The 26,395-nt window shown below is 42.1% G+C and carries 26 protein-coding genes; 15 read left to right on the top strand and 11 right to left on the bottom strand.

Features of this window, described 5'->3' with window-relative positions; all coding sequences use genetic code 11:
- Positions 1-7 precede the first annotated feature (7 nt).
- Positions 8-730: a hypothetical protein gene (locus tag SFRI_RS01510; RefSeq protein ID WP_011635778.1), complete on the bottom strand. Its 723-nt coding sequence runs from the start codon at positions 728-730 to the stop codon at positions 8-10.
- Positions 731-900: 170 nt separating this feature from the next.
- Between SFRI_RS01510 and SFRI_RS01505 the strand changes: the two genes are divergently transcribed.
- On the top strand, positions 901-1,464 hold the full coding sequence (locus tag SFRI_RS01505; protein ID WP_011635777.1) for a DUF2780 domain-containing protein: 564 nt from the start codon (positions 901-903) through the stop codon (positions 1,462-1,464).
- A 129-nt stretch (positions 1,465-1,593) separates the two neighbouring features.
- A complete protein-coding gene (locus SFRI_RS01500) occupies positions 1,594-2,043 on the top strand; it encodes a tellurite resistance TerB family protein (protein ID WP_011635776.1) in 450 nt (149 codons plus the stop codon).
- Positions 2,044-2,054: 11 nt separating this feature from the next.
- Here the strand turns inward: SFRI_RS01500 and yjeH are convergent, their stop codons facing one another.
- Positions 2,055-3,338: an L-methionine/branched-chain amino acid transporter gene (gene yjeH / locus SFRI_RS01495; protein WP_011635775.1), complete on the bottom strand. Its 1,284-nt coding sequence runs from the start codon at positions 3,336-3,338 to the stop codon at positions 2,055-2,057.
- A gap of 173 nt (positions 3,339-3,511) precedes the next feature.
- Here yjeH and SFRI_RS01490 point away from each other — a divergent pair, with 173 nt between their 5' ends.
- The gene (locus SFRI_RS01490) at positions 3,512-3,940 is read left to right on the top strand and encodes an Lrp/AsnC family transcriptional regulator (protein ID WP_041413293.1); all 429 of its coding nucleotides are present in this window, start codon (positions 3,512-3,514) and stop codon (positions 3,938-3,940) included.
- 48 nt (positions 3,941-3,988) lie between these two features.
- On the opposite strand, the gene SFRI_RS01485 is transcribed toward SFRI_RS01490, so the two are convergent.
- Positions 3,989-4,822, bottom strand: coding sequence for an HDOD domain-containing protein (locus tag SFRI_RS01485; RefSeq protein WP_011635773.1), 834 nt, complete (start codon positions 4,820-4,822; stop codon positions 3,989-3,991).
- 220 nt (positions 4,823-5,042) lie between these two features.
- On the opposite strand from SFRI_RS01485, the gene menD reads away from it, so the two are divergent.
- From menD to menE, 4 genes are read left to right on the top strand one after another with little or no spacing between them, the layout of a single operon-like run.
- Entirely contained in the window at positions 5,043-6,782 is a 1,740-nt protein-coding gene (gene menD, locus SFRI_RS01480) for a 2-succinyl-5-enolpyruvyl-6-hydroxy-3-cyclohexene-1-carboxylic-acid synthase (RefSeq protein WP_011635772.1), read from the top strand.
- Positions 6,782-7,594 (top strand): 2-succinyl-6-hydroxy-2,4-cyclohexadiene-1-carboxylate synthase, encoded by an 813-nt coding sequence (gene menH, locus SFRI_RS01475; RefSeq protein ID WP_011635771.1) that lies wholly within the window; start codon positions 6,782-6,784, stop codon positions 7,592-7,594. Before menD ends, menH begins: the two co-directional genes overlap by 1 nt.
- Before the next feature lie 2 nt (positions 7,595-7,596).
- Entirely contained in the window at positions 7,597-8,691 is a 1,095-nt protein-coding gene (gene menC, locus SFRI_RS01470) for an o-succinylbenzoate synthase (RefSeq protein ID WP_011635770.1), read from the top strand.
- The gene (menE, locus tag SFRI_RS01465; RefSeq protein WP_011635769.1) at positions 8,691-10,238 is read left to right on the top strand and encodes an o-succinylbenzoate--CoA ligase; all 1,548 of its coding nucleotides are present in this window, start codon (positions 8,691-8,693) and stop codon (positions 10,236-10,238) included. Before menC ends, menE begins: the two co-directional genes overlap by 1 nt.
- 245 nt (positions 10,239-10,483) lie before the next feature.
- Here menE and rpoH read toward each other — a convergent pair whose 3' ends face one another.
- The 4 genes from rpoH to ftsY all read right to left on the bottom strand — a co-directional run bounded on the left by rpoH (position 10,484) and on the right by ftsY (position 14,992).
- Positions 10,484-11,341, bottom strand: a complete 858-nt coding sequence (gene rpoH, locus SFRI_RS01460; RefSeq protein ID WP_011635768.1) for an RNA polymerase sigma factor RpoH — start codon at positions 11,339-11,341, stop codon at positions 10,484-10,486.
- Positions 11,342-11,573: 232 nt separating this feature from the next.
- A complete protein-coding gene (gene ftsX, locus SFRI_RS01455) occupies positions 11,574-12,539 on the bottom strand; it encodes a permease-like cell division protein FtsX (protein WP_011635767.1) in 966 nt (321 codons plus the stop codon).
- Positions 12,536-13,225: a cell division ATP-binding protein FtsE gene (ftsE, locus tag SFRI_RS01450; RefSeq protein WP_011635766.1), complete on the bottom strand. Its 690-nt coding sequence runs from the start codon at positions 13,223-13,225 to the stop codon at positions 12,536-12,538. The genes ftsX and ftsE overlap by 4 nt, the downstream gene beginning before the upstream one ends.
- Before the next feature lie 3 nt (positions 13,226-13,228).
- A complete protein-coding gene (gene ftsY, locus SFRI_RS01445; protein WP_011635765.1) occupies positions 13,229-14,992 on the bottom strand; it encodes a signal recognition particle-docking protein FtsY in 1,764 nt (587 codons plus the stop codon).
- Between the two features lie 180 nt (positions 14,993-15,172).
- On the opposite strand from ftsY, the gene rsmD reads away from it, so the two are divergent.
- Both rsmD and SFRI_RS01435 read left to right on the top strand, forming a co-directional pair.
- The gene (rsmD, locus tag SFRI_RS01440; RefSeq protein WP_011635764.1) at positions 15,173-15,772 is read left to right on the top strand and encodes a 16S rRNA (guanine(966)-N(2))-methyltransferase RsmD; all 600 of its coding nucleotides are present in this window, start codon (positions 15,173-15,175) and stop codon (positions 15,770-15,772) included.
- 10 nt (positions 15,773-15,782) lie between these two features.
- The gene (locus tag SFRI_RS01435; RefSeq protein ID WP_041412727.1) at positions 15,783-16,079 is read left to right on the top strand and encodes a DUF1145 domain-containing protein; all 297 of its coding nucleotides are present in this window, start codon (positions 15,783-15,785) and stop codon (positions 16,077-16,079) included.
- Between the two features lie 79 nt (positions 16,080-16,158).
- Here SFRI_RS01435 and SFRI_RS01430 read toward each other — a convergent pair whose 3' ends face one another.
- Complete coding sequence (locus SFRI_RS01430; RefSeq protein ID WP_011635762.1) at positions 16,159-16,722, bottom strand: NapC/NirT family cytochrome c; 564 nt, start codon at positions 16,720-16,722, stop codon at positions 16,159-16,161.
- 709 nt (positions 16,723-17,431) lie between these two features.
- Here SFRI_RS01430 and SFRI_RS01425 point away from each other — a divergent pair.
- The 6 genes from SFRI_RS01425 to SFRI_RS01400 all read left to right on the top strand — a co-directional run bounded on the left by SFRI_RS01425 (position 17,432) and on the right by SFRI_RS01400 (position 24,727).
- Entirely contained in the window at positions 17,432-18,190 is a 759-nt protein-coding gene (locus SFRI_RS01425) for a PepSY domain-containing protein (protein ID WP_011635761.1), read from the top strand.
- Positions 18,190-18,915: a PepSY domain-containing protein gene (locus tag SFRI_RS01420; protein WP_011635760.1), complete on the top strand. Its 726-nt coding sequence runs from the start codon at positions 18,190-18,192 to the stop codon at positions 18,913-18,915. Before SFRI_RS01425 ends, SFRI_RS01420 begins: the two co-directional genes overlap by 1 nt.
- A gap of 183 nt (positions 18,916-19,098) precedes the next feature.
- Positions 19,099-19,545, top strand: coding sequence for a CopL family metal-binding regulatory protein (locus tag SFRI_RS01415; RefSeq protein ID WP_011635759.1), 447 nt, complete (start codon positions 19,099-19,101; stop codon positions 19,543-19,545).
- Between the two features lie 105 nt (positions 19,546-19,650).
- Complete coding sequence (locus SFRI_RS01410) at positions 19,651-19,968, top strand: heavy metal-binding domain-containing protein (protein ID WP_011635758.1); 318 nt, start codon at positions 19,651-19,653, stop codon at positions 19,966-19,968.
- Between the two features lie 95 nt (positions 19,969-20,063).
- Positions 20,064-21,572 carry an efflux RND transporter periplasmic adaptor subunit gene (locus tag SFRI_RS01405; protein ID WP_011635757.1) on the top strand — a complete coding sequence of 503 codons (1,509 nt, stop codon included), beginning with the start codon at positions 20,064-20,066 and terminating at the stop codon, positions 21,570-21,572.
- Between the two features lie 11 nt (positions 21,573-21,583).
- On the top strand, positions 21,584-24,727 hold the full coding sequence (locus SFRI_RS01400) for an efflux RND transporter permease subunit (RefSeq protein ID WP_011635756.1): 3,144 nt from the start codon (positions 21,584-21,586) through the stop codon (positions 24,725-24,727).
- A gap of 96 nt (positions 24,728-24,823) precedes the next feature.
- Here SFRI_RS01400 and SFRI_RS01395 read toward each other — a convergent pair whose 3' ends face one another.
- From SFRI_RS01395 to SFRI_RS01385, 3 genes are all read right to left on the bottom strand, one after another.
- Positions 24,824-25,090, bottom strand: coding sequence for a hypothetical protein (locus SFRI_RS01395; protein ID WP_011635755.1), 267 nt, complete (start codon positions 25,088-25,090; stop codon positions 24,824-24,826).
- Complete coding sequence (locus SFRI_RS01390; RefSeq protein ID WP_011635754.1) at positions 25,087-25,350, bottom strand: hypothetical protein; 264 nt, start codon at positions 25,348-25,350, stop codon at positions 25,087-25,089. The genes SFRI_RS01395 and SFRI_RS01390 overlap by 4 nt, the downstream gene beginning before the upstream one ends.
- 249 nt (positions 25,351-25,599) lie before the next feature.
- A complete protein-coding gene (locus SFRI_RS01385; RefSeq protein WP_011635753.1) occupies positions 25,600-26,376 on the bottom strand; it encodes a VOC family protein in 777 nt (258 codons plus the stop codon).
- Between the last annotated feature and the right edge of the window lie 19 nt (positions 26,377-26,395).

Raw genomic sequence — 26,395 nt, 5'->3', positions numbered from 1 at the left:
TGAATATTTATCCCTCTGCTTTATCAGCATCCGGTGTTTTACGATTAACCATGTACAATCTAAATAACGCAATATTAACAAACAAACCTAAGAACGAAAATGTAGCTTCTACTACCAGTTGTAGTGGAAAACCAACTTGCATCGCGACTTGTGAAAACATGCCAGCTAATAGAGACAATGGCACGTACAGCAATAATACCGCAATGGTTTTAATTGTTATTGGGCCACTGAATTTAAAGCTACTCTTAATCGCTTCTAAAGGTGTTAAACGTTCAACCACCACCATAAAGTTCACATAGGCTAGGCGAGAAAACAAGTACAAGCTCACGATTAAGCCTATCAACCATAGTGGGCCAAACGCAGCAAAGATCATCACTGGCGCTAAAATAGCTAAACCAGAAAATACTCCAGCCAGTAATAATGGCGGTACAAATGGTAAACTAGCCTTTAATATTTGTGCCGGCGCAAGATCGTGACCTTGGGAGCGCAGCTCTAAATATAAGGTTAATGCGGCAATTAAAAATGAAAAAACCAACAATAGCACCATCATTGCTGCAGCATGAACAGCACCGAATTGAGGGTTTTCAGCATCAGCCTGCAACATTTCATTACCTAGCCAAAGTTGAATAGCGACTTGGATTAACAGTAATGGCAGAGTCAGTACGGCAAGCTGACGGATGTGGTTTCGAAAAAAGTTAAATGCTTCAGTCAAAATTGCAAACAATGACATGTGGGTTCCAGTAATCTATTAACAACAAATATTGCGCTTAGGATACCCAAAAAAAATGCATTTTGCACAAGTCTAATGAGCAAAAATCGCGATCATCTGTCGCATTTATGTAAATCAGGGTAAAATGATGCCTAAGTTTAGACATTGAGCCACATTAAAGGACACTCATTATGAAATTAGCATCCGCATTACCGGTACTGTTTACCGTCTTCGCATTCTCAGCACCAGCATCTGCGGGCTGGTTAGACAACGTGGCTGAAATAACTAAAAAACCAGTAACAGAACAAGCTAAAACCATTGCACTGTCTGAAACAATAGAACAATCTGAAACAACAGAGCAATCAAGTGCTTTAGTGGGTGACGTTATGTCTCAACTTGGCTTATCTCAAACCCAAGCTGAAGGCGGGTTAGGCTCACTACTTAGCTTGGCTCAAACAAATTTAGGTGAAAATGATTTCAGTCAATTAAGCGACAGCATCCCTAATGCAGACGGTCTACTGGCTGCAGTTCCGGCATTATCATCAGACAGTGGTATGTCAGGATTATTATCACAAGCAGGTAATTTAGGTTCTGCGTTACAAGGTAGCGCAATGGTATATGATGCTTTTGAAAAGCTTGGTATCTCAAAAGAATATATTACCCCTATGGTTGATATCGCTAAAAACTATCTCCAACAGAGTGGTGGTGACGGTACAGTTGATTTATTAATGAAAGGCTTAGGTTCAGTCTTATAATCAAACTGTAAGACGGCATATCACCAGCCATAACATCTTGCGTTAACATTATTTAATCCCAAGCCATTCGCTTGGGATTAGCATTTTTGCTAGCATAAAAAATGAATAGTAACATTGGACAGAATAATTATGATCGCCAAACTAAAGCAATTTCTCCAATCTCATACTCAAGAAAGTAGCCCAGAAGATAAACAGAAAAACCTCAACCTTGCTGCGGCAACCCTATTGCAAGAGGTTGTGTATGCCGACGAAAATTTGGCTGCTGCTGAAGCTGCTTTACTGCCTGAAATGCTCATAAACACGTTAGGCATTAACTCAGAAGAAGCGATAACCCTTATAGAAGAGGCAAAACAAAGCCGTAAAAATGCCACATCTCTATTTGAGTTTACCGCCGAAATTAATGCTCAATTTAGTATTGATGATAAACAAAAATTACTACTTTCAATGTGGCAACTAGCGTATTCCGATGGTGAATTGTCGCAATATGAAGACCAAATTATTCGTCGCACAGCTGATTTACTCCACTTAAAGCACAGTGAGCTGATTCAAATGCGCAATATCGCCATGGAAACGCGCTAAATAATAGCCAATTAGCCTTGGCTATTATTGAGTAAATACTTACGCGTTAGGTGGGCTTTTTGCCACCACATAAAAGGGGCGACAACCAACACCAATACAATGGCGTAAATCATATTACTGCCCAGTGCGATGCCCAAACCAACACAAAACAAACAACCTGCAATCACTAATGGTAGATACCGCTTGCTGAGTAACTTAGCCGCAGACAACATCGCCAATAAGTAAATAATCACAAACACGCCATTACTCCAAGCGATCAAGTCTTCTAATTCTTGAGTGCTATAAAAGGTCACGATAATCACCACCGCCATGGCACCCAAAATGGCAAACAAGGCTCTAAACGGCACACCGTGTGGGTTTAATTTATCAAAATAGCGCGGCAAAATGCCCTCTTTACTGAAGCTCCACAATAAACGTGCGGCACTAGCAGCATACACATTCACTGTTGCTAACCCGCTAGCGATGCCCAATACTCCGATGATATACGCGCCATATCCGCCCAAAAAAGTATTCGATAATAAATAATCAAACGCCGATATCATCGCTAAGCCATCACCTTCTGTTGGTACCATTAGCAATAAAAAAGTACAGGCTAAATAAATAACGCCCACTAATACGGTGCCCATCATCATTGCAGGCAACAAATCTTTATCGGGTTGGCGGAAGTCGCTGGCAAGATGTGTCATGGCTTCAATGCCTAGAAAACTCCAAAAACCAATACCCATTGCCAACATCACGCCACTAAATTGCGGATGGCTACTGTGTGCAAAGGTTTCTAACTGATCGACGTTTAATCCGCTGGCACCAAATAATATTGCTACTACCGATACAATCAATAAGGTTAATGCAAACTGTAATTTTGCCGACACCTGAATACCTTTAATATTAAGCAGCAATAACACAGCCACAATTAATAACTCTGCGACTAATTGACCTAGCCCAGAAATTGATATCAATGCTTCTAAAAATTGAAAGGTCATTAAAATTGCAGCAGGCGCGCCGATGGGGATCACTAATAAAAAGATCAGCCCGATAGTTCGACCCGCTGTAGCACCAAATGCTTTTTCTATAAAATAAGCAGGGCCAGCAGCATGTGGGAATCGACTCGCTAACAAACCAAATACTAATGCGACCGGGATAATTGCTACCGTTAATAATAACCATGCTAATAGCGAACCAGAGCCCGCTACCTCAATGGTCATTTGCGGTAAAATAAATACCCCTGTGCCTAGCAATGTGGTGGCCATTAAGCCAGCACCTTGCCAGCGTCCTATTGTTGCGGTCATTTGATTCATTATCTTATTCTTGCTGTGATATATTGCGATATTATAAGGCCAAACAGTAAAACATTCTGCGGGTTAGTGAGCTCAAGTTGTCTTGCTAAACCGACAATATGACGGATTAAAGGCAACTTCCCGTCATAATGACAGAACGTAGCTGTGACACACAATTATCGGGATATAAATCATTGGATAAATTTGATAAAGCGATTATAAACGAATTACGCCACAATGCTCGACAGAGTATTTCGTTTATTGCTGAGCAAGTGAGTTTGTCGCGTAGTGCTGTAACCGAACGAATTAAGAAATTAGAACAAACGGGTGTTATCCGTGGTTATCAGGTTTTACTGAGTGAGTCGCAAAAACAAGGTGTGTCGGCATACTTTGAAATTCAACATCGTTGCGCCCGTTGCGCCGAAGTCATCCATATTTTCACCACCATACCGGAAGTGATAACTTGCCAAGGCATTACTGGCGACATGGATTTATTGGTTTATGTGCATGCAAATTCAATGCAACGATTGCATGAGATCCGTGAATTTATTGATGCTCAAGCTGACATCGTCAAAATTAAAACTCATGTGGTCATGAGCGAATGGATTAACAATCAAGCCTAAAAAAGCTCTGTATAGACAGAGCTTAATGGTTAAGAGTGTTAACTGTAACTAGGCTAATTGCTTACCTATTTCTAGCCCTTTACCTCTTAGCTCAAGGAGCTTCTCGCCTAGCCCAGCCATATCCATTTTGATCATACCCGCTTTGTTATTAGTGATGGCTGCCAACCAAGCGGTAAAAGATTCATCATCTCGTTGATCATTCCAATGTGCAAATACCTCGTGCGACAAATAGATAACAGCAGCCAACTTAGAAGCTGGCTTAGCATTAAGCGGTTCACGTTGATATTCGATCCCTTGTACTAGAGCCGGAGTAAATTTCCATGTTTTAGCAAGTAAGGCACCAACAGAGGGTGAGTCAAAACCTAATAAGCTCGTTTCAAGCTTTTGCTTATCAGCCCCTTCAGCGACAGCAGCTCTAATTTGTGCTGAAATCGAAGGCTCAACAAAAGCGATTAGCAAATCACCAATATTGTGTAAAATTGCGCATGTAAAAGCTTCATCTGGTGCGACGCCACAACGCTTGGCTACTTCTTGTGCATACAGGGCGACTTCAAAAGTTTCACCCCAGAATTCGGCTAAATCGATACCTTCTACATCAGGAATAGCACCAATAACCGCAGAAGCAATCACCAACGTCCGCAACGTTTGCATACCTAAACGAATCACAGCTTCGTCAATCGAACCTACTTCACGACTGCGACCAAAATGAGCTGAATTAGCTAATCTCAATACTCTAGCGCTGATAAGGGGATCTTGGGCCACTTTGGCAGAAATGCTCTTAACGGTGGTATTTTCATTATTAACCGCATCTAACAATTCACTAACGGCTTTGGGTAAACGAGGTAACTCATCAACTCTTTTTAATAATGCAGCAGATTCCATATTCCGAAGGTCCTTGTTATTGTTTTTAATACTATAAATAAATCATATTAATAACATTAGCACAACATATATAAAACAAGAGAGAATAAGGCTGATATTTGATTGTAACCTTAACAGCTTATTTCGCAGGTTTCGGATAAAAATCTGCGCTAAATCTTAGATATAACGCTAACTTGGCGTTACACTAATATTCGTTTATTTATTTGTAATATGAGCCAATATGCAACAACAGACCAGCGCCGATATGAATTTGTTATGGGGTCAATTGATCTTGGAAGAGCTTGCACGCTTAGGGGTTAAGCATGTGTGTATGGCACCAGGTTCTCGCTCAACTCCGCTAACATTGGCCGCTGCTAGTCAAACCCAGCTCACTCGTCATATTCATTTTGACGAGCGTGGTTTAGGGTTTATGGCCCTTGGACTGGCAAAAGCCAGCAATGCGCCAGTCGCCATCATTACCACTTCAGGCACCGCCGTGGCCAATCTTTATCCGGCCATTGTTGAGGCGTGGCTAACCCATGTGCCACTGATTATTCTATCTGGTGACAGACCACCAGAGCTGATTGATTGTGGCGCGAATCAAGCGATTATTCAGCCCGCTATTTTTGCTCAATATGCTAAGCAAGTTAATTTACCAACGCCTGATCTTGGTTATCCGGCTAATGCATTATTGAGTACTATCGATCATGCTTTAGCTAATCAACATCAGCCGGTACACATAAACTGCATGTACCGTGAGCCGCTATACCCTACAGAATTGGTGACATTAGCCCATGTAAAGAAAACGGCCAGTGTGACAACATCAACCTATCTTGCGCCATTAAACCAATGGTTTGAAAACACTAAACCACTGACACGCTATGCTAGCCTAACGAGTGCTGAGTTACCGACTACAGACACCTTAATGCGCTTTGTTCATGGTAAAGGTGTGATAGTGGTTGGCACCTTAGCTCCTGAAGATAATCCACAGCAAATCGTCGCGTTAGCGCAAAAACTTGGCTGGCCAGTATTGGTTGATGCACAATCACAGTTGCGTCAGCATCCAGGTGTAATCGGCCACGTTGACCAGTTATTATTAAACCCGAAAGCGAACAAACAACTCGAACAAGCTGAGCGGATATTAGTCTTTGGTGGTCGTTTCATTTCCAAACGATTACTTCAATATATTGCCCAACAATCCTGGCATAGCTACTGGCATGTCGTTAAACACGGGGATCGTTTAGACCCAACCCATCAGTCTAAAGAGTTTTATCAAGCAAGTGTTCAAGCGGTATGCCAATTACCTTGGCCGCGATCATCACAAGCCAACTGGGCATTACAGTTATTACCGTTAAATGAGTCATTAGAGTCGCTGTTTAAGCAGCAAATCGACAATACAACCTTTGGTGAAGCCCAAGTTGTGCGCGCCATAGCATTGGCTCAATCAGATCAACATATACTGTTTATCGGTAATAGTTTACCTATTAGGCTCTACGATATGTATGCGCCAATTGCGACCAACACACCGGCAATTTATACCAACCGAGGGGCATCGGGCATCGATGGATTAATTGCAACCGCTTGTGGCGTAGCCGCAGATAAAAATGCACCTACAACCCTAGTGATGGGCGACCTATCCTGTTTGCATGATTTCAATTCTCTGGCACTGCTAAAACAAATGACTCAACCATTTGTGCTAGTTATTATTAACAATGACGGCGGTAACATTTTTAATTTGTTGCCTGTACCCAATGAAAGCCTACGCAATGACTTTTATCGATTAAGCCACGGTTTAGAGTTTGGCTATGGCGCCGCCATGTTTGGTTTGGCCTATCGCCAAGCAGATGATATTGAGTCGTTTAATCAGGCCTATCAAGAAGCCTTTGAGTTTAATTGTGCCTCAGTGATTGAAGTTAATGTCAGCCCGACTCAAGCCAGCGATCAAATAACACAAATCAGTCAATGGGTGAAACAACACTAATGATAATGATCCGTCGTTTTGGCCAGCCACAATTACCTGCATTATTAATGCTACATGGTTTTTTGGGCAGCAAAGACGACTGGTCTATTTTAATGCCACGATTAAGTCAATATTTCCATTGTATTTGCATTGATTTACCGGGGCATGGCGCTAACGAAGACACCTTAGATTCACCAGGATTACACCAAGCGGCAGAGCTTATTGTTAGTAAAATGCATAACATGGGTTATATGCAGTTTCATTTACTGGGTTACTCATTAGGCGGGCGAATAGCGCTGCATATTGCAGATGGTTATGCTGATTCACTCTTAAGCTTAACCCTCGAATCCGCTCACCCTGGCTTGCAAGATGCTCAGCAACAAGCCGCGCGAGCCAAAAGCGATAATATCTGGGCGAAAAAACTACAGCATTTACCCATCGCAGACTTTCTCGCTCTTTGGTATCAACAAGCAGTTTTTAACGACTTGAGCGAAGCTCAAAAACAGCAACTCATTGCCATACGCCGTAGCAATGATCCACAACGCCTAGCCAATTGTTACATAACAACGTCTCTTAGTTTGCAGCAAGACTGCCGCACCGTACTTGAGCCGCTAAAGTGTCCATGTCATTTTATGTATGGAGTTGATGACAAAAAATTTGCTCAGGTGGCTATAGATTGGCGGGCGACACTGGCAGAGTCTGGTTTAGGCACTTTGCAGTTACATCCTTTGCATGCCGCGGGACATAATATTCACAGCCTGCATCCTCAATTGTTTACCGACACCTTACTGGGGTTATTGTGCCTAGATCCGCTAACGGATCCAAAGGAGTAACAATGTCATCAGATAACTCAACGATAACCAGCTGTACTCTGTATCAATATCAAATTGAACTGAATCCTAGTTTACCAGTAGGTATACAACGAATCGATATTCGTAAAGGGCTAGTGCTTGCTACCCAACTCAATAATCAACAAGTGGCTTGGGTTGAAATTGCCCCATTATCAGGCATCGATATTGATAGCCAACCGATAACAGGGTTTAGCCAAGAGTCGCTTGATGAGGTGACATCACAACTGCTGCAAGTATTACCGAATTTTATCGATCAACCCTTAGTGATTTTAACCAATATTGCCGAGCAGATATCGCTGCCATCATTGGCATTTTCATTAAGCTTATTGCATGCAAAACTAACCGATAAATTACCTGTTCGCATCGAAAACCCACAGACTCAGTTAGCTGTGGTGCCATTACTTTACGATGGAATGTCAGCACATGTTATTACTCAAAAGTTACAGACACTGACCAGCATCAACAGCGTAAAAATTAAAGTCGCTCAAACCAGTATGGAAAGCGACATCCAATTTATTTATCAAGTGTTAGCAATAGCACCGCATGTAACATTACGCTTGGATGCTAATCGTGGTTTTAGCCTTGAACAGGCTATCGACTTTTTAGCGTGTTTACCAAAACACAAAATTGAATACATTGAAGAGCCATGTATTAACCCCAGTGACAATGCCCAAATATACCGGCAATTGGGAATAAAATATGCCTTAGATGAGTCATTGAATTCATCTCAATTTGATCTCGATTTAGCATTACAGCAACCCGGTTTAGGCGCATTAATTATCAAACCCATGTTATTGGGTTCGCTGGAAAAATTGCAAAACATGATTAGCCAAGCTCATCTAGCTGGTGTGCGTTGTATTTTAAGTTCAAGCTTAGAATCTGACCTCGGTATCAGCGACTTACGCATAGTGAGCCAGGCACTAACACCAGATGAACCACCAGGCCTTGATACATTAAGCGCCTTTAGCAAACCCGTGTTGTTAGCAACCTCTGGGTTTTCTCCGCGGCTAAATCATCAAGTATTGAAATTACTGACTCATATCGGCCAGCCACAAGACTCAGACGAGGCCGGTATATAATGATGTCACCTTTACATCAAGCAGCATTAAATCATCCAGATGCTATTGCTATTGAAGGTCGCCATGAAGCCATCGATCCAAGCATCACTACTGGTAATAAGACTTGCAACAATACATGCACCACTACTCGCGTCAGTTATGCTCAGTTAAGTGGTTTAGTTCACTGTGTAGCGCAACAATTACAATCACAAGGTGTTAAGCATGGCGATATTGTGGCTTGTTTGTCACACAATAATATTGAAATGATTTGTCTATATTGGGCATGCATTGATGCAGGATGGATATTTTTACCTTTGTCACCTCGATTGGCTGATGTGCAAATTAATCAGCTTATCAAACGCTTTGATCTTCAATGGTTATGGACCGATAACGTTAGCAGAAAAACCGCGATTGAGATTGCCAACTGGCTCGATATTGAATTGCCTCAAAAAGTAGATCAACTAATCAACCAAGCTGTTGAGATATCACCGCATCAAGCTTCCAATATTATTCTCACATCTGGTTCAAGTGGTACGCCCAAAGCTGCGGTACATTGCTTAACGAACCATCTGAGCAGCGCAAAAGGGGCTGCAACGTTTATTGCTTTAGCGCCTTCTGATGCTTGGCTATTATCGTTACCACTGTTTCATATTGGTGGCTTGGCCATTATTCATCGTTGCACTTTGGCTGGAGCCTGCATTGTATTGCGAGATCCCGCATTAACACTGGCCGAACAACTTACAAGTAGCCATATCACCCATGTGTCATTAGTGCCAACCCAAGCGATACAGATACTCCGGCAACATCCCGCTGCGTTTACCAATATAAGTGCATTACTGTTGGGTGGTGGCGTTATAGAGCCCGCACTTATTGATGCACTACAACATCTACATATTAACGCTTACACCAGCTATGGTATGACAGAGATGAGCTCGCAAATTACCACCGCTAAAGCCAATTTATTAGGCCATCATGGTTGTCCTTTGCCTTCAAGACAACTGAGGTTGAAAGACGGGTTGATTTGGGTAAAAGGCGAGTGTTTATTTTTAGGCTATTTAACCGACCAGGGGTTAAGCTTACCATTAGATGAGCAAGGCTGGTTTTGTACCCACGACAAAGGACAACTAGATCTAGAGGGGCAACTGAGTATTTTAGGCCGTATGGATAACATGTTTATTTGTGGCGGTGAGAACATTCATCCAGAACAACTTGAAGCGGTGTTATTAACCCATCCTAATGTCGCACAAGCAATTGTATTTGCCATAGACGATATAATTTTCGGTCACTTACCTGCTGCCATTATTGATTATTGTGTCGCAGATAATAATACTAATGCAATTGGACTCGAAACCGTTAATGCCAAAGCAGCTGATTTAAATGGTGTTAATATCGATAACATCAACTTGCAGCTGAGTCAGTTAGTTGAATCAACTTTGGCGCGTTTCAAGCGACCAAGACAATTTTTTGGTTGGCCAAAAGACATCGTCTCCAGTGGCTTAAAAGTGCCAAGAAAAAGCATCATCAACGCAATTCAAACCCAGATAGACGCCGCAAAAACAGCCTCATAATGACTGTGCTCAATAACGATTAACCTATGAATTACTTCGGTTCATTTGATTATGCTAAATTCGCTTATTCGAAATTGGCCTACACGAAATTGGCTAGCTCTAAAGTGAATGGGTCTACATTCGATTGCGCTAAGTTCAAAATCAATTAATGCTGATAAAGCTTCGCTGCCAAATCATCAAATTTAGGCCATAAAAAAACCTGCCGTAGCAGGTTTTAATCTATCAGAATCGAATGCGCTGGAGTGTTACTCCATACAAGATTTAAGCTTGTTCATAGCATTCTTTTCTAGCTGTCTGATTCGCTCAGCAGAGACTTCATAAGTCGATGCAAGTTCTTGCAAAGTCACTTTAGTATCATCTAACCAACGCGCACGTAATATATGCTGACTACGTTCGTCTAAGGTTTTAATTGCCGATAATAAGCGTGTTTGAGAGTCTGCTTCCCAATTGGCGTGTTCAACCTGATCTGCCACATCTGAAGAATGATCTTCTAAATATAATGCAGGGGCAAAATCATGATGGTCGTCATCGCTGTCATTGGTTAAGTCGAAGGCCGGATCTTGAGCTGCCATTCGTGATTCCATTTCGGTCACGTCTGCTTTCGATACACCTAAATTCTCTGCAACCATTGTCACTTCAGCGTCACTAAACCAACCTAAACGCTTTTTAGACTTACGAATATTAAAGAATAATTTACGCTGTGCTTTAGTGGTCGCTACTTTCACGATACGCCAGTTTTTCAACACGTATTCATGAATTTCAGCTTTAATCCAATGCACCGCAAAAGACACAAGGCGAACACCAACATCTGGGTCGAAGCGTTTAACCGCTTTCATCAAACCAATGTTACCTTCTTGAATAAGATCTGCCTGTGGTAAGCCGTATCCTGAATAACCTTTTGCAACATGCACAACAAAACGAAGATGCGACATAATTAATTGTTTTGCCGCTTGTAGGTCGCCATTTTCTTGTAAACGCTTGGCGATGTCGTACTCTGTATCTGCGTCCAACATATTGATGCTGGTCACAGACTGGATGTACGCTTCTAGGCTACTAGCATTGTGTGGAACCGCCAGCGCCATTGATTGCGTTTGATAAGTCATTCGCTCTCCTACTACATTCAAAAATATATTTCAGCTAACTTCAGTACGATGAACAAGCTCTCTTGGTTCACTACACAACAGAGCTCACTCGATTTAGCCGATAAACTATCAACTATATGACATCATATGTCAAATAAGGTTCTACTAGATGAACATTTTTACCGCAAGATCATCACAATGCAAGTGAACAAACGTTCATTATTGTGGCTCAACCTTAATTATACGCCTGCTATTATGACGGTTCAATGCTACGTAAGTGTTGTCGTACAGATAAATATGAGCCCAACCAGCCTAAAAATGATGCCAATAAAACCAGTTTAATCAATTCTGAAAATGATAATGACTGAATGGTTAATTCACTGCCGTATAACCCCAGCAACTCAGCTAAGGCGCCATCGAGATACCACACTAACACATTAATAATGAGCCAAGCCAAAATGCCACCGATGACCCCATACCAAATTCCAGTGTATAAAAACGGACGTTGAATAAAGGCTTCAGTCGCACCCACTAGCTTCATCACTTCAATTTCGGTTCGACGATTCATAATCGCAAGCCGAATCGTATTGCCTATTACTAATACGACCGCAAGAACCAGCAAGGCAGCAATTGCCAACACGGTTTTTTCAAGTAATTTAAGCAAAGCTTGCAGCCGTTCTAACCATTCGATATCTAAACGACCAAAGTTAACTTCGGATTCACGTTCTAATTTTACCAGTAACTCACGCGCCCCAGTGGGACTAGAATATTTAAGTGAAGGCGTTACCGTAACCACTGCAGGTAATGGGTTTTCATCTAAATATGATAATGCCTCACCAAAACCAGATAAGCGTTGAAACTCTTCTAATGCTTGATCACGACTAATATAAGTGACCGATTCAACTTCACGGAAAGCTTTAATACGCGACAACAAACTTTGAATAGATTGTTCACTGCGGCCTTTGTTAATAAATAACGAAATTTCAGCGGCACTGTTCCAAGATTGGGTGATGTTTTCAGCATTTTTTACCAGTACCTGCAATGCCGCCGGTAAACTTAAACTCACACCTAATACAGCCATGGTCATAATGGATGAAACAGGGCTGCGCCATAGTTCGCCCATACTCGACATGCCTTGTTGCACATGGCGAATAAAAAACATCACAATGCGACCGCTTAAAGGTAATTTACTCTGAGTAATATTCACTTTTTTACTCATCGTATTGTCTCCCCACCAGCAGTAGAACTTTCTCCACCGAGCATACGTCCTTCACGCAGAGTAAAAGTGCGATATTTCATGCGCGCAATAAGGCCTAAATCATGGGTGGCAATTAGCACGCTAGTACCCGAGTCATTAAAGGCTTCGAATAAGCGTAAAATATCCATCGATAATTTAGGGTCTAAGTTACCCGTAGGTTCATCGGCCAACAACAGTGGTGGCTTGTTAACAATAGCGCGGGCAATGCCGACTCGTTGTTGTTCACCACCCGACAGCATTATCGGCAAATGCCGTTCTTTGCCATATAAACCCACCATGTCGAGTGCGCCAGCAACACGCTTACGAATTTCGCCATGGGTGAAACCTTCGATCACTAACGGCAAGGCAATATTGTCAAATACGGTTTTATCCATCAACAAGTGATGATTTTGGAAGATCACACCAATATTACGACGTAAATAGGGCACATGTTTTGGCCCTACATTGGCAATGTTATGCCCATTAATAGATACCTTACCTGCCGTAGCACGTTCAATAACCGTAATGAGTTTGAGCAAGGTACTTTTACCCGCACCAGAATGGCCGGTTAAAAAAGCCATTTCACCTTGTCGGAGGTGAAAATTGACATCCATAAGGGCCTTTTGGCCTCCAGCATAGATTTTACTGACCTGCTCAAATTGGATCATAAATTATTGGTCCGTTTTATCCTGGCTAAATAATGCTTCAATAAAATCATTGGAGTTAAAAGTACGCAAATCATCAATTTGCTCACCGACACCAATATGACGAATAGGAATAGAAAACTTATCGGCAATCGCAAAAATCACCCCGCCTTTGGCGGTACCATCTAATTTACTGATGGTAATCCCCGTCACGCCAACCGCTTCTTTAAACAACTGTGCTTGGCTAATAGCATTCTGACCAGTGCTAGCATCTAGCGTTAGCATGACTTCATGAGGCGAATCTGGATCGAGTTTTTTCATCACTCGCACGACTTTTTTCAACTCTTCCATTAAGTGACTTTTGTTTTGCAAACGTCCCGCTGTATCTGCAATTAATACGTCTACTTTACGCGCTTTAGCGGCTTGTAAGGCATCGAATATAACTGAAGCACTGTCTGCGCCAGTATGCTGGGCCACTACCGGAATGTTATTGCGTTGTCCCCACACTTGTAACTGCTCAACTGCCGCTGCGCGGAAGGTATCGCCGGCAGCTAACATGACAGATTTACCTTGGCTTTGGTACTGTTTAGCCAGTTTACCAATCGTGGTGGTTTTACCTACACCATTGACACCAATCATAAGAATGACAAATGGGCCATTGGCGTTATCGGGAACTAAAGGAATAGCTACCGGATCGAGCATTTTTTGCATTTCTTCACGCATTAAATCATAAAGTGCTTCAGCATCTTTAAGCTGCTTACGAGATGCATGCTCGGTCAGGCTTTTAATTAATTTATTGGTGGTTTCAACACCCACATCAGCGATTAACAATTGCTCTTCGAGTTCTTCAAATAACTCTTCATTAATTTTTTTACCGCGGAATAAGCCAATGAAGCCAGAACCAATATTCTCACTGGTGCGCATTAAGCCACGTTTTAAGCGGGCAAACATACCCTCTTTTTGTGGTTTAGCTTGCGGTTCATCTTGTTGTGCTAACTCAATAGACTCTATCGGTGCTTGTTGCTCGGCTGCCTGTTGTTCTGCTAATTGTTGTTCTGCTAATTGCTGTGCGGCTAGTTCTGCAGCTAAGGCTTCAGTTGCTAACGTTTCTGCTGCAGTACGCTCAGCATCGACACGGGCTTGTTCTACTCGTTCATTGTCGACACGCTCTTGCTCAAGACGCTTCTTTTCTAAATTAAGCTGCTCGAGACGCAGTTGTTCAACACGTTCGGCTTCTAAGCGTTCAGTTTCTAAACGCTGAGTCTCTTGTGCTTGCTTTTGTTGCTCAGCCTGCTCAGTGGCTAGCTTTTCTGCAGCAATACGCTCAGCATCGATACGGGCGAGTTCTGCTCGTTCATTGTCGACACGCTCTTGCTCAAGACGCTTATTTTCTAGATCAAGCTGTTCAAGACGAAGTTGTTCAACACGTTCAGCTTCTAAACGTTCAGTCTCTAGTGCTTGCTTTTGTTGCTCTGCCTGCTCAGTAGCTAGCTTTTCTGCGGCGAGCTTTTCTGAGGTTAAAACATCAGCGGCCAACTTATCTGCAGCAATACGCTCAGCGTCGATACGGGCTTGTTCTGCAAGCTCAGTTTCAAGACGTTCTTGCTCAAGACGTTCAACGTCTAGGCGCGCTGTTGCTTCAGTTTGCTCTAGTTGCTCAGCTTGTTGAGGTTGCTCTGCAGTCTCTGTTACAACTTCATTCTCCGCATCAACATCGAGTTGCTGCTGTTCTTCAACTTCAGGGACGGGCTTATCTTTACGAAACCAGGAAAAAAAACCTTTCTTTGCCATGTTTGCTACCAGTATTTATATGCTTAAAAATTCAGTTGAAGCCGTTTGTTGCATCTCTCACCAGTAAAATGATGAATACTCACATTTAATCACAAGTTTGATATAAAATAACGACGGTTCAGATTGTGGCATAGTCTACCACTTTCTTTTTTCTTTGTTCAGGCAAATCACGAGGATGAGATGGCTAAAAAAAATACCAGCAGCGGTCAGGTGCGGATTATTTCAGGTCAATGGCGATCTCGTAAGCTACCGATCCATGATCTTGAAGGTCTACGCCCGACAACAGATCGCGTTCGCGAGACCTTATTCAATTGGCTTGCTAATGATATCCGTGGTGCCAAAGTGCTCGATTGCTTTGCCGGCAGCGGTGCATTATGCCTTGAGGCTTTATCCCGTTATGCTAGCTTTGCAACCATAATTGAACTGCAAAAAAATGCTGCTAATCAACTAAAACAAAATCTTGCCACCCTGCAATGTCAAAATGCAGAGGTTATTAATGCCGACTGCTTGCAAGTGCTTGCTAAAGGTACACCTGGTGGGTTTGATATTGTGTTTATCGATCCACCGTTTCGTAAAGATTTAGTAAACAAAACCATTGAGTTATTAATGCAACATCAATGGTTAAACCCCAATGCACAAATTTATCTCGAAACCGAATCAGAATTAACCTCAGTCAATGTGCCAGCAACCTGGGTTGCCTTGAAAGAAAAAAAGGCAGGTCAAGTATGTTATCGACTGTACCAATACCAGCCGAACGATAACCTGTTATTGGCCGATTAAGTTAATGCCGATGTCTATACACGATATTGTACTGATTGGTAAAACGGCCACTTTGTCGATGTGGTGTTTGGTGGCTTACGGCTTTTTTATTTTCAGCCCAGATGTCTCACTATTTTTAAATGTGTTCGCCAGTATCACCGCGGCAATGCACATGCTACTTGTACTACTCACACGCTTAAAAAATATTCGTAACAAAAAGCCTGCAGTACATTATCGGGCGATTTTGCTGTGGGGAGTATTTGCACTATTTGAGCAATATCATTCACGGCATTCTAGCCAGCTTGTTAACGGCATCAACAAATATTAAAAATGGCGATTATCTGAGGCATTGGCATAAAAAAACCTCGTTATTTAACGAGGTTTTTTTAGTTAACAACATCGGCACATTACTTTTTAGGGTAAGGATGCGCGACACCTTTATGACAATCGACACAGGTCTTTCTGTCTTCTGGTGCTTTTTTAAAGTTCATACTGTGCATTCTTACGGCCATTTTCTTCATCGTATCAGGCTGATCTTCATAAATACGAGTGTGGCAATGCTGACAGTTAGCAGAATCATTACTGCGGAAGTATTTTAAGGCTAGGTCCGCTTGTTCTTTACGGTTTTCATCTAACCATTCTTGCGTCATAAAGCCATCAATGGTCATCAAGCCAATAATGTCTTTAGAAACAATGATTTTTTTAACTAAATAATCAAATGGGCCATGTGGTAAGTGACAATCTTGACATTGCACGGTGACACCTGCTCTACCACCACCATGAGCTGACGCCATAACCTCATCTCTTAACGAATGGTCACGGTGACATGTCATACAAAAAGCATCGCTACTTGTTGCATGTAAAGTTTGTTGTGTTGCGAAATAACCCACGACACCCACAATTACACCAACCACAATGAGGGCAATAATCGAGTACTTCGCGCTTGGTTTAAATAGTGCACGCCAGTTCATTGTTCAATCTCCGTAATAGCAAAAAAGGAATTTCTAATATTTATAAGTCTAGTTTAGGATTATTCGAAATTATAAAATTGATTTTAGTCGCTATTTTGAGAATTGCTTATCTAAAATATGTCTAAAATGCGAGCTAGATCTCGACTTTTACTCGTGCCGTACCAAAACAAACACCGATTACCGAATCAAACTACCGAAGTGGTTAATGAGGATAACGTTGAACCACAAGATTAGCTTAGTAGTCACCGAACTTGAGTTATAAGTTTGAGTTTTGCCTTCGTCCTTGGCTAGTGGGTAATAATACTTAATGCAAAACATTAACCACAGAAATTTAGATAAATGCATCATATTTGGTAAAGGGTATGAGATAAAACTTATAAATTCAGATTTTATTCCATGTCCAATGCTAGCTTAACAATCACTTGTTGCCCGCTCGTTTATTCACCGTTAGCAATGACAACTAATGATGAGTGTGATGCTATTCCATTACATGCTGCTCATTGTTAACCATTAATTGCATGCTGGTAATGCAAGTACGGCTATTGTGATCTGTTGACAGCACTTCTTTAGCTTCACGATTAACATAAATTGCTGCAAACTATGAGTCACTTAACAGATAATGCTATTCCGATGGTCATTTACAGCCTGATTTACTAGCGTAAAACGCTTTTTAACCAAACCAATAATAAAAATAATAAGGTTAATTTGAATGCACAAAGCAGCAAGAACACTCCATAAATGGCTGATGCTGTTTCTCGGGCTACAGTTTGTGATTTGGTCAGTGACAGGAACATATATGGTGTTTATGCATATTGACTATATTCATGGTGATTCGCTAATCAGTAACCCTCAAACAAAAATCAACCCCGATAAACTGCAGTATTCATTAGCAAAACTGTTACAAACTTATCCTGAAGCAGAGCAAATAAGCGTCGGTAAACTGATGCAACAAGACGTATACCGCTTCTCTATTCCGGCCATAAATACGACCATAATCACGACTCAGCAAGTAATGCTAAATGCGCAAACAGGTGAACGTTTATCGCCACTTAACCAAACGGCAGCCATAGCATTAGCCCAATATTATTACCTTGGTAATGAATCCATTACCAAGGTGAGTTTACTGAACGACAATCCACCTTTTGAACTCAGTGCTCGTCACTTACCGGCTTGGCGAATTAATTTCGACCATTTTTCCGCCCCCTCACTTTACATCTCGGCTGACAGCGGATTAGTAGTAGGTAAGCGCCATGCATTTTGGCGTTTATTCGACTGGATGTTTCGCTTTCATGTGATGGATTATGGCGATGCTGAAGAAATCGATAACCAATTATTATTCTGGATAGCGTTGTTCTCAACTTTAGCCACCGTTAGCGGGTTAATATTAGTGTATTTCAGGGTATTACGTCGTACTAAAAACAAACGTAAGTCTATGTTGAGCAAGCGTAAACACAGTGGGGTTGCCTAATGTTTTGGGTCAGAAAGCTGCATAAATGGGCATCAGTCATTGTAGGGATTCAGTTACTCCTATGGTTAATTAGCGGGCTGTATTTTAATCTTATGGATCACGATAAGGCTCAAGGGCTTACTCACCTTAACGATACTCACGCTGAAGTGGCAATAGAGACTCATCGTTTACTTGAACCTGGTACTATTTTGGCCGCCTTTAAGCCTAGCGTATCGCTTAATATCATTACTTTATTAGATAAACCTTACTACTTATTAATCCATGAAAAGGGTTTATACAATCATCTTAACAATGACTACAGCTTGGTTGATGCTTATGACGGTAACCAAGTAATAATTGATATCACAATGGCACAACAGTTGGCCAAAGCATCTTATTCTGGAGAGGCTACAATAAGTTCAACTCTCTTACTCACTCCGCCGTTAGACGACTTTCCTAAACAGCACAATGACACTTGGCAGATAAACTTTGCTGATAACATTGGCACCAGCGTTTATATTGAAGCGCAGTCGGGTCGACTTGTCGGCCACAGTGATGAGCATACACGTTTAGCCGATATATTTTTTATGCTGCACTTTATGGATTACACCAGTGAAGGCAGTTTTAATAACATCCCTATCATGATCTTTGCATTTATCACTTTATGGTTAACTTTTAGTGGATTAATTTGGGTGATTGATATGCTTAAGCGCAACAGGTATCGGCCCAAACTAAAGCGCAAATAATGGCGATTTAAACGTAAGTCGCCCCTAAATTAATGAAATGGAATGTGTATCACACGAAAATGATCATAAAAACGTTATTATTATTTTCTGATTAATGAATATAATCTGTTATTACTTGAAAGATGTTTACTGAAGTAAAGGTCTGTTAAGCTAACCCCTAATAAACGACTTGGTTAAGGCTAAATGAGAGCAAAGCAGTCAAACTATTGGATCATCGTAATCACTTTGTTCGCACTTGTCGGACAGGGGTTGCTGACTAATGACAGTTTGATGGTGCCAATGGCACATGCAGAAATGACTCAAGCACTGTCCTCTCAAACCGACAAAATAACCAACACCACATCAGCCATGTCACACAAGGCAATGAAGAACTGCCACGATGATATGCAAAATGCCGTCAATGATGTGGGTGAACCTATTGCCACAAAGTTACCGCAAAACAGCTGTTGTAATGGGTCCGGATTTTGCAGCTTGGATTGTAACCACTGTTTAACTATTTCGTTTACCGCCAACCTAATTGATATTCCATTGGCGATGACCATTACACCCGTTTACTCTGCACCGCTTACGATGGTTGTTAACCATGTGTCAATCGCTTTCCCTCCCGCGTTCCGCCCTCCTATCGCTTAATTCAATTGATCATTCTTGTGCGTTGAGCACATTCAATATTATTGTTTTTTAGCGTTTATCATCATGCCGGTTGTCAGTATTGTCATGATGAATATCGAGGTTATTATGAAAAAATTCCCATTTTTTAATGTGCTATTAAGTGCATTCGTTGGGGTCATCATCCCCGCAGCTCTCACATCAACTGTTGCTTATGGTGCAGAGCACGATCATGCCCAGCATCAGTCGCAAGCCACTAAAACCTATACCTGCCCGATGCATCCTGAAGTGATCAGCGATAAAGAGGGGCGCTGTCCCATCTGTAATATGTTTCTCGTCGTCAAAGATGATCAACAAGAGTCCAGCGCAGGCGACACTCAACATCCGATGGCTAACATGCATGGCGCTATTCCAAAAGAACCAAGCCTAGCAGACAAGTTTAACTGATCATTCTTGTGTGTTGAGCACATTCAACATTATTGTTTTTAGCGTTTATCATCATGGCAATCTTCAGTATTGCCATGATGAATATCGAGGTTGTTATGAAGAAATTCCCACTTTCTAGTGTGCTATTAGGCGCGTTTGTTGGGGTAATGATCCCCGCGGCTTTCACATCACCTGTCGCTTATGGCGCAGAGCACGATCATGCCCAGCATCAGTCGCAAGCCAGTAAAACTTATACTTGCCCGATGCATCCTGAAGTGATCAGTGATAAAGAGGGAACCTGCCCCATCTGTAATATGTTTCTCGTCGTCAAAGAAGAGGAAGAAGAGTCCACCATTGACGACACTCAAGATCCAATGGCAAATATGCAAAGTGCGACTCCTGTAAAACAAAGCCAAGCAGATAAGGTATTTAGTCAACCTAAGCCCACATTAGTGCCGGCAGCAAATCAGAGCGATAGCACCAATGTAAAATATGTCTGTCCAATGCATCCACATGTGGTGTCCGATGCTCCTGGAACCTGCCCTATTTGCGGGATGAACCTAGAGAAAGTCACCGTTACCGATGCAAGCCAAGAAATTGTTGTCGGTGTTTCTGGCGGGATGCAACAAGCTTTGGGTATGCGAAGCCATGTAGTTGAAAAAACCAGTTTGTCGCGCCAAGTGAATACCATAGGCACGGTGCAATATAATGAAAATGCGATTGGCCATGTGCATACACGCGCAACCGGATGGATAGAAACGCTCACGGTACATAACGTGGGACAACAGATAAAAAAAGGCCAACTTTTATATGAGCTTTATTCACCCGAGCTCGTCAATGCCCAAGACGACTATTCCCAAGCTCAAGACTACCTTTTGCAAGATAAAAAACGAGGTAGCAGTTTATTACTTAAAGCACGTAAACGCTTAGAGCTGCTTGGCGTCGATACCTCGATAATTGATCGTTTAGAAAAAACCGGTGAAACCATTTTTAAAGTGCCTTTTTATGCCCCACAAGATGGCTTTATCAGTAAGCTAACCGTGCGTCATGGCATGTATATTCAGCCTGGAGATACCTTGTTTGAAATCGTTAATTTAGACAGTGTATGGGTCATTGCTGATGTATTTGAAAATGAACAAAGCTGGCTACAACAAGGCCGTAAAGTCAGTGTTAGCGCTGCAGCACAAGGGCTGTTTGATATTGACTCGACAATTGACTATATCTACCCAGAATTAGACCCTGTCACCCGAGCGATGCGGGTGCGGATCAAGCTTAACAATCATAACGACAAACTCAGACCAGGCAGTTTAGTTGATGTGACCTTATTTGGCCTGCCAAAAGATAATGTGCTCACTGTACCAACTGAAGCACTGATCCTTACCGGACGTGAAAACCGCGTGGTGGTGCAACGCAGTGATACCAGCTTTGCTTCGGTGCCAGTCAAAATTGGTATGATGGCAGACGGTAGAGCCGAAATCTTAGAAGGACTGAATGAACATGACAAAGTGGTTATTTCAGGGCAGTTCTTATTAGATTCAGAAGCCAGTATTCAAGGCAGTTTACAGCGTTTAAGTAATGCGCCAACGACCAAAGAATCAACCACTACCGATGCTCACCAGCACTAAGGAGCACGACAATGTTAGCAAAAATTATCAGTGCTTCAATAAAGCAACGCGTTATGGTGTTGATACTCACGGCCGTTATCGCGTTAGTGGGTTATCAAGCCATGCGCATGACCCCACTGGACGCACTACCTGATTTATCAGACGTACAAGTTATTGTAAAAACCTCTTACCCAGGCCAGGCACCACAATTAGTTGAAGATCAAATTACCTATCCATTGTCATCGGCCATGCTTGCCGTGCCAGGAGCCAAAACAGTACGTGGTTTTTCAATGTTTGGTGACTCGTTTGTGTATGTCATTTTTGAAGATGGCACCGATATCTATTGGGCGCGTTCACGGGTGCTTGAATATTTATCGCAAACCCAAGATCAACTGCCTGACGGTGTCACGCCCAGTATTGGCCCTGATGCATCGGGAGTGGGTTGGATTTTCCAATATGCCTTAGTCGATCGTAACGGACAGTATGATTTAGCCCAACTGCGTTCATTACAAGATTGGTTTTTAAAACTTGAATTACAAAGTGTTGCCGGAGTATCCGAAGTTGCGACTGTTGGCGGTATGGAACAAACATATCAAGTGGTCGTCGACCCACATAAGCTAGCACTGTATAAAATCGACTTAATGACCATTAAAAACGCCTTAGATAACTCCAATAGCTCGACAGGCGGCTCGGTGATTGAAATGGCCGAAGCAGAATACATGATCACTTCAAGTGGTTATCGCCAAACCATTGCCGACTTTGCTGAAGTCCCACTGGGCATTTTATCGGAAACTGGTACGCCGGTATTAATGAAAGACGTTGCCCAACTACGAACTGGCCCAGCGGCGCGTCGTGGTATTGCCGAACTCGATGGCAAAGGCGAAGTTGTCGGCGGTATTGTGGTGATGCGCTATGGTGAAAATGCTCTTGAAACCATTAATAATGTTAAGCAAAAACTCAAGGAGATCAGTAATGGATTACCTGATGGGGTCGAATTAGTCACCACTTATGATCGCTCAGAGTTAATCTTACGCTCAGTCGATAACCTTAAGCATAAAGTGTTAGAAGAAATGCTGGTTGTCGGACTTATTTGCCTACTATTTTTACTGCATGCACGCTCAACGTTAGTCGCGATAATCACCTTACCTATTTCGATTTTAGTCAGCTTTATCGCCATGAATATCATTGGTGTCAATGCCAATATTATGAGCTTAGGCGGTATTGCCATTGCCATAGGAGCGGTAGTTGATGCGTCAATTGTAATGGTCGAAAATACCCATAAGCATTTGGAACATTATCGCCAAAAACACGGTAAAGCTCCAGAAGGAGATGATCATTGGCAACTCGTCAAAGAGGCCTCAATTGAGGTCGGCCCAGCTTTATTTTTCAGCTTATTGATTATAACCCTAAGCTTTACACCGGTCTTTGCCCTTGAAGCGCAAGAAGGACGTTTATTTCACCCGCTAGCCTTTACCAAAACCTTCGCTATGGCGGCATCTGCCATTTTAGCAATTACCTTAATTCCGGTGTTAATGGGTTATTTTGTGCGAGGTAAAATCCCTGATGAGCGTAAAAACCCCATTAGCCGAGTATTAATTGCCATATATCAACCATTGTTAAAATGGGTACTGCATTTCCCTAAAATCACCATCGGATTAGCCATTATTGTGCTATTCAGTGCTTACTACCCATTAAGCCAAATGGGCTCAGAGTTTATGCCCACCTTAGAAGAAGGTGACCTACTTTACATGCCCACCACGCTACCCAGTGTAAGTGCAGGCAAAGCAGCAGAAATATTGCAGCAAACTGACCGACTGATAAAAACAGTACCCGAAGTTAAACGCGTGTTTGGCAAAGTGGGCCGAGCCATGACAGCAACTGACCCAGCGCCGCTAACAATGCTAGAAACCACCATCATGCTCAAACCGCCTGGCGAATGGCGTGAAGGCGTAACCTTAGAGAGCATTATTGCTGAACTGCAAAAAACCGTGCGTATACCAGGGATGACCAATGCTTGGGTGCAACCGATTAAAACCCGTATCGATATGTTATCTACCGGCGTGAGAACGCCTGTCGGCATAAAAATATCGGGCGCAAATGTTGAAGAACTACAACGTATTGGTGCAGAAATAGAAGCGGTAGTAAACCAATTACCGGGAACTGAGTCGGCATTTTCACAGCGTAGTAGCGGCGGCCGTTATATCGATATCACACCAGACCTTAAAAATGCCGCACGTTATGGCATGACCTTAAAAGACATCCAAGATGTGGTAAAGATTGCCATTGGTGGCATGACAATAGGTGAATCAATACAAGGTCAAGAACGCTATCCAATCAATATCCGTTACCCGCGAGAGCTACGTGACAACATCGAGAAGCTCAGAAATTTACCCGTTCTGACTAAAACGGGTAAGTACTTACCGTTAAGTTATTTAGCCGAACTGAAAATTACCGATGGTGCGCCTATGTTAGCCAGTGAAAACGGTCGCCTTATCTCGTGGGTGTTTGTCGATCTGAAAGACATTTCTATCGGTGAATATATCGTTGCAGCAGAAAAGGCACTTAAACAACAAATTACCCTTCCTCCACGCTACAACTATAGCTTTGCTGGGCAATACGAGTACATGCAACGCGTAGATGCCAAAATGAAAATGGTGATCCCATTAATGATCGCGGTGATTTTTATGTTGCTGATGATGACTTTCAACTCAGTAATACAAGCATCTGTAATCATGTTAAGTTTACCCTTTTCATTGGTGGGTAGCGCATGGCTACTGTATGGACTCGATTTTAATTTTTCAGTTGCTGTATCTGTCGGCATGATTGCCTTAGCTGGGGTCGCCGCTGAGTTTGGCGTAGTGATGCAGGTGTACCTTAATAATAGTATTAAGGCCTATAAAGAAGCCGACAATTACCACAGCAAAGCGGATTTAACGGCTGCATTAATTGAAGGTGCAGTGATGCGCATTCGCCCTAAAGCCATGACCGTCGCCACCATCTTTTTTGGTTTACTACCGATCATGTGGGGTAGCGGTACGGGTAATGAAGTGATGCAAAAAATTGCTGCGCCTATGGTCGGAGGAATGGTCACTGCGCCGCTACTGTCGCTATTTGTTATCCCAGCAATTTACTTGCTGATATATGGCCGTAAGTTACCCAAGCAATCATTATCTTAAATTTATTTAACCAGAGTTGAGGTTATTACTTTTACCCCTATAAATAAAAATCCCAAACGATTAATCGCTTGGGATTTTTATATGCTAATTACAATGTTATTTACGCTTAAGTGATTCATTAAGTTGGTCGGCTTCATCTTGTTTCTTTTTACGACACGCCGCAATATCGTCAGGATGCCCATATTTGCATGGATCGCTGGCTAAAATTGCCCTAGGGACATTCAGTATCATGTAATCTGTGTCATTTTTATTGTCATCTGCATTGCCAATATTATTACCAATATTGATGATATCGGTACCACGGCATCCCGTAAGTATCACTAAGCTAGATAACAAGCTTAATTGGATTATCCATTTTTTCATTGTTGTAATATTCCTTGTTTTTGACGCGCAAGCAGCATCATGCGGATAATCCCCCATAGCATAATAATCGCACCGATAATCAACATAATAATAATGATCAAAGGGTTGGCTAACATAGGCAAGAAATCTTGGTCAAACCCTACAAGGATACCGTAGAGTCCAAGACCAAATAATATCGTGCCAGGAAAATCGATCAGTGCCACTAACAACATATTGCGATGAATACTGGCTAATGTGATTTGGGTGTTTTCCTGTGTCATTCACTCATCCTTGTTTAAATACACTAACTCTTACCAACAACTAATAGTAACACTCTACTAAAAGTAACATTTTACCAACAACTCAATATGACATCACTTAATAATCAAGGTTCAATCGGCCTTCTATCTTAAATCGTCATTCGATCTTAAATCGGCACTCTACATTAAATGATACTCTAGCTTTAATCGGCAACACACGAATATAAATAATCAACATTCATTATGGAAAAATATAATTTTCAGATCTATTTATTGCGCAGCAAATAACGCAATAATGGAAAAAACCCCACCTTGTGGATCATTGAGTACTGAAAAACGGCCTACGTTTGGAATATCGGTTGCTGGCACACAAACAGTAGCTCCCAAGGTTTGTGCTTTAGTCACTGATACATCACAGTCATCAACGGCAAAGTAACTCATCCAGTGGGCAGGAGTATCACCCCATTCTGCAGTCATTGCCATCATTCCGCCAATGGCTTGTTCATCCGCATACCATTCGGTGTATTCAAAATCAGCCACATCATTAAGCTGAGTTTGATAACCTAATACTTGGCTATAAAACTGTTTCGCCGCAGCGGTATCACGACAAGCAAGCTCAACCCAACATAGGGTATTTGATTCTTGCGATCGCTTAATGCCAATATGGTCTTGGCCTTGCCATAATGCAAATCGACAGCCTTCTGGATCTGTGCATAGCGCCATACGGCCAGCATCTCCAACAGAATGAGGCCCCGCAATAATTTCACCTCCAGCTTGAGTCACAGCCTTAGAGGTAGCATCAACATCATCGACCGCAAAATAAATTGTCCAATGAGTCGGTAAAGCCTCCATTTCTGCTGGCATTGGGTACATTGCAGCAATATCATCACCGTCGATTTGCAGCATAGTATAATGCCCTTCTGGCATAGGCATATCATCTGCTCCCCAGCCAAATAGCGCCTGATAAAATGCTTTACCTGCCGCCCAATCATGAGTTGCTAATTCAATCCAGCAAGGCTGTCCTTGTTGATACTGTTGTACCTTCATTATCCTAATCCTTTATAAA

Source organism: Shewanella frigidimarina NCIMB 400, assembly GCF_000014705.1.
GTDB classification, from domain to species: Bacteria; Pseudomonadota; Gammaproteobacteria; order Enterobacterales; family Shewanellaceae; genus Shewanella; species Shewanella frigidimarina.
Note: the sequence above shows the minus strand (reverse complement) of the source record. Positions and strands in the feature narration are given on the sequence as shown.

What these genes read in the sequence shown, in the direction of transcription:
- SFRI_RS01510 (WP_011635778.1), bottom strand. Translation starts at nt 730, where the DNA reads ATGTCATTGTTTGCAATTTTGACTGAAGCATTTAACTTTTTTCGAAAC.
- SFRI_RS01505 (WP_011635777.1), top strand. Translation starts at nt 901, where the DNA reads ATGAAATTAGCATCCGCATTACCGGTACTGTTTACCGTCTTCGCATTC.
- SFRI_RS01500 (WP_011635776.1), top strand. Translation starts at nt 1,594, where the DNA reads ATGATCGCCAAACTAAAGCAATTTCTCCAATCTCATACTCAAGAAAGT.
- yjeH (WP_011635775.1), bottom strand. Translation starts at nt 3,338, where the DNA reads ATGAATCAAATGACCGCAACAATAGGACGCTGGCAAGGTGCTGGCTTA.
- SFRI_RS01485 (WP_011635773.1), bottom strand. Translation starts at nt 4,822, where the DNA reads ATGGAATCTGCTGCATTATTAAAAAGAGTTGATGAGTTACCTCGTTTA.
- menD (WP_011635772.1), top strand. Translation starts at nt 5,043, where the DNA reads ATGCAACAACAGACCAGCGCCGATATGAATTTGTTATGGGGTCAATTG.
- menH (WP_011635771.1), top strand. Translation starts at nt 6,782, where the DNA reads ATGATAATGATCCGTCGTTTTGGCCAGCCACAATTACCTGCATTATTA.
- menC (WP_011635770.1), top strand. Translation starts at nt 7,597, where the DNA reads ATGTCATCAGATAACTCAACGATAACCAGCTGTACTCTGTATCAATAT.
- menE (WP_011635769.1), top strand. Translation starts at nt 8,691, where the DNA reads ATGATGTCACCTTTACATCAAGCAGCATTAAATCATCCAGATGCTATT.
- rpoH (WP_011635768.1), bottom strand. Translation starts at nt 11,341, where the DNA reads ATGACTTATCAAACGCAATCAATGGCGCTGGCGGTTCCACACAATGCT.
- ftsX (WP_011635767.1), bottom strand. Translation starts at nt 12,539, where the DNA reads ATGAGTAAAAAAGTGAATATTACTCAGAGTAAATTACCTTTAAGCGGT.
- ftsE (WP_011635766.1), bottom strand. Translation starts at nt 13,225, where the DNA reads ATGATCCAATTTGAGCAGGTCAGTAAAATCTATGCTGGAGGCCAAAAG.
- ftsY (WP_011635765.1), bottom strand. Translation starts at nt 14,992, where the DNA reads ATGGCAAAGAAAGGTTTTTTTTCCTGGTTTCGTAAAGATAAGCCCGTC.
- rsmD (WP_011635764.1), top strand. Translation starts at nt 15,173, where the DNA reads ATGGCTAAAAAAAATACCAGCAGCGGTCAGGTGCGGATTATTTCAGGT.
- SFRI_RS01435 (WP_041412727.1), top strand. Translation starts at nt 15,783, where the DNA reads ATGTCTATACACGATATTGTACTGATTGGTAAAACGGCCACTTTGTCG.
- SFRI_RS01430 (WP_011635762.1), bottom strand. Translation starts at nt 16,722, where the DNA reads ATGAACTGGCGTGCACTATTTAAACCAAGCGCGAAGTACTCGATTATT.
- SFRI_RS01425 (WP_011635761.1), top strand. Translation starts at nt 17,432, where the DNA reads ATGCACAAAGCAGCAAGAACACTCCATAAATGGCTGATGCTGTTTCTC.
- SFRI_RS01420 (WP_011635760.1), top strand. Translation starts at nt 18,190, where the DNA reads ATGTTTTGGGTCAGAAAGCTGCATAAATGGGCATCAGTCATTGTAGGG.
- SFRI_RS01415 (WP_011635759.1), top strand. Translation starts at nt 19,099, where the DNA reads ATGAGAGCAAAGCAGTCAAACTATTGGATCATCGTAATCACTTTGTTC.
- SFRI_RS01410 (WP_011635758.1), top strand. Translation starts at nt 19,651, where the DNA reads ATGAAAAAATTCCCATTTTTTAATGTGCTATTAAGTGCATTCGTTGGG.
- SFRI_RS01405 (WP_011635757.1), top strand. Translation starts at nt 20,064, where the DNA reads ATGAAGAAATTCCCACTTTCTAGTGTGCTATTAGGCGCGTTTGTTGGG.
- SFRI_RS01400 (WP_011635756.1), top strand. Translation starts at nt 21,584, where the DNA reads ATGTTAGCAAAAATTATCAGTGCTTCAATAAAGCAACGCGTTATGGTG.
- SFRI_RS01395 (WP_011635755.1), bottom strand. Translation starts at nt 25,090, where the DNA reads ATGAAAAAATGGATAATCCAATTAAGCTTGTTATCTAGCTTAGTGATA.
- SFRI_RS01390 (WP_011635754.1), bottom strand. Translation starts at nt 25,350, where the DNA reads ATGACACAGGAAAACACCCAAATCACATTAGCCAGTATTCATCGCAAT.
- SFRI_RS01385 (WP_011635753.1), bottom strand. Translation starts at nt 26,376, where the DNA reads ATGAAGGTACAACAGTATCAACAAGGACAGCCTTGCTGGATTGAATTA.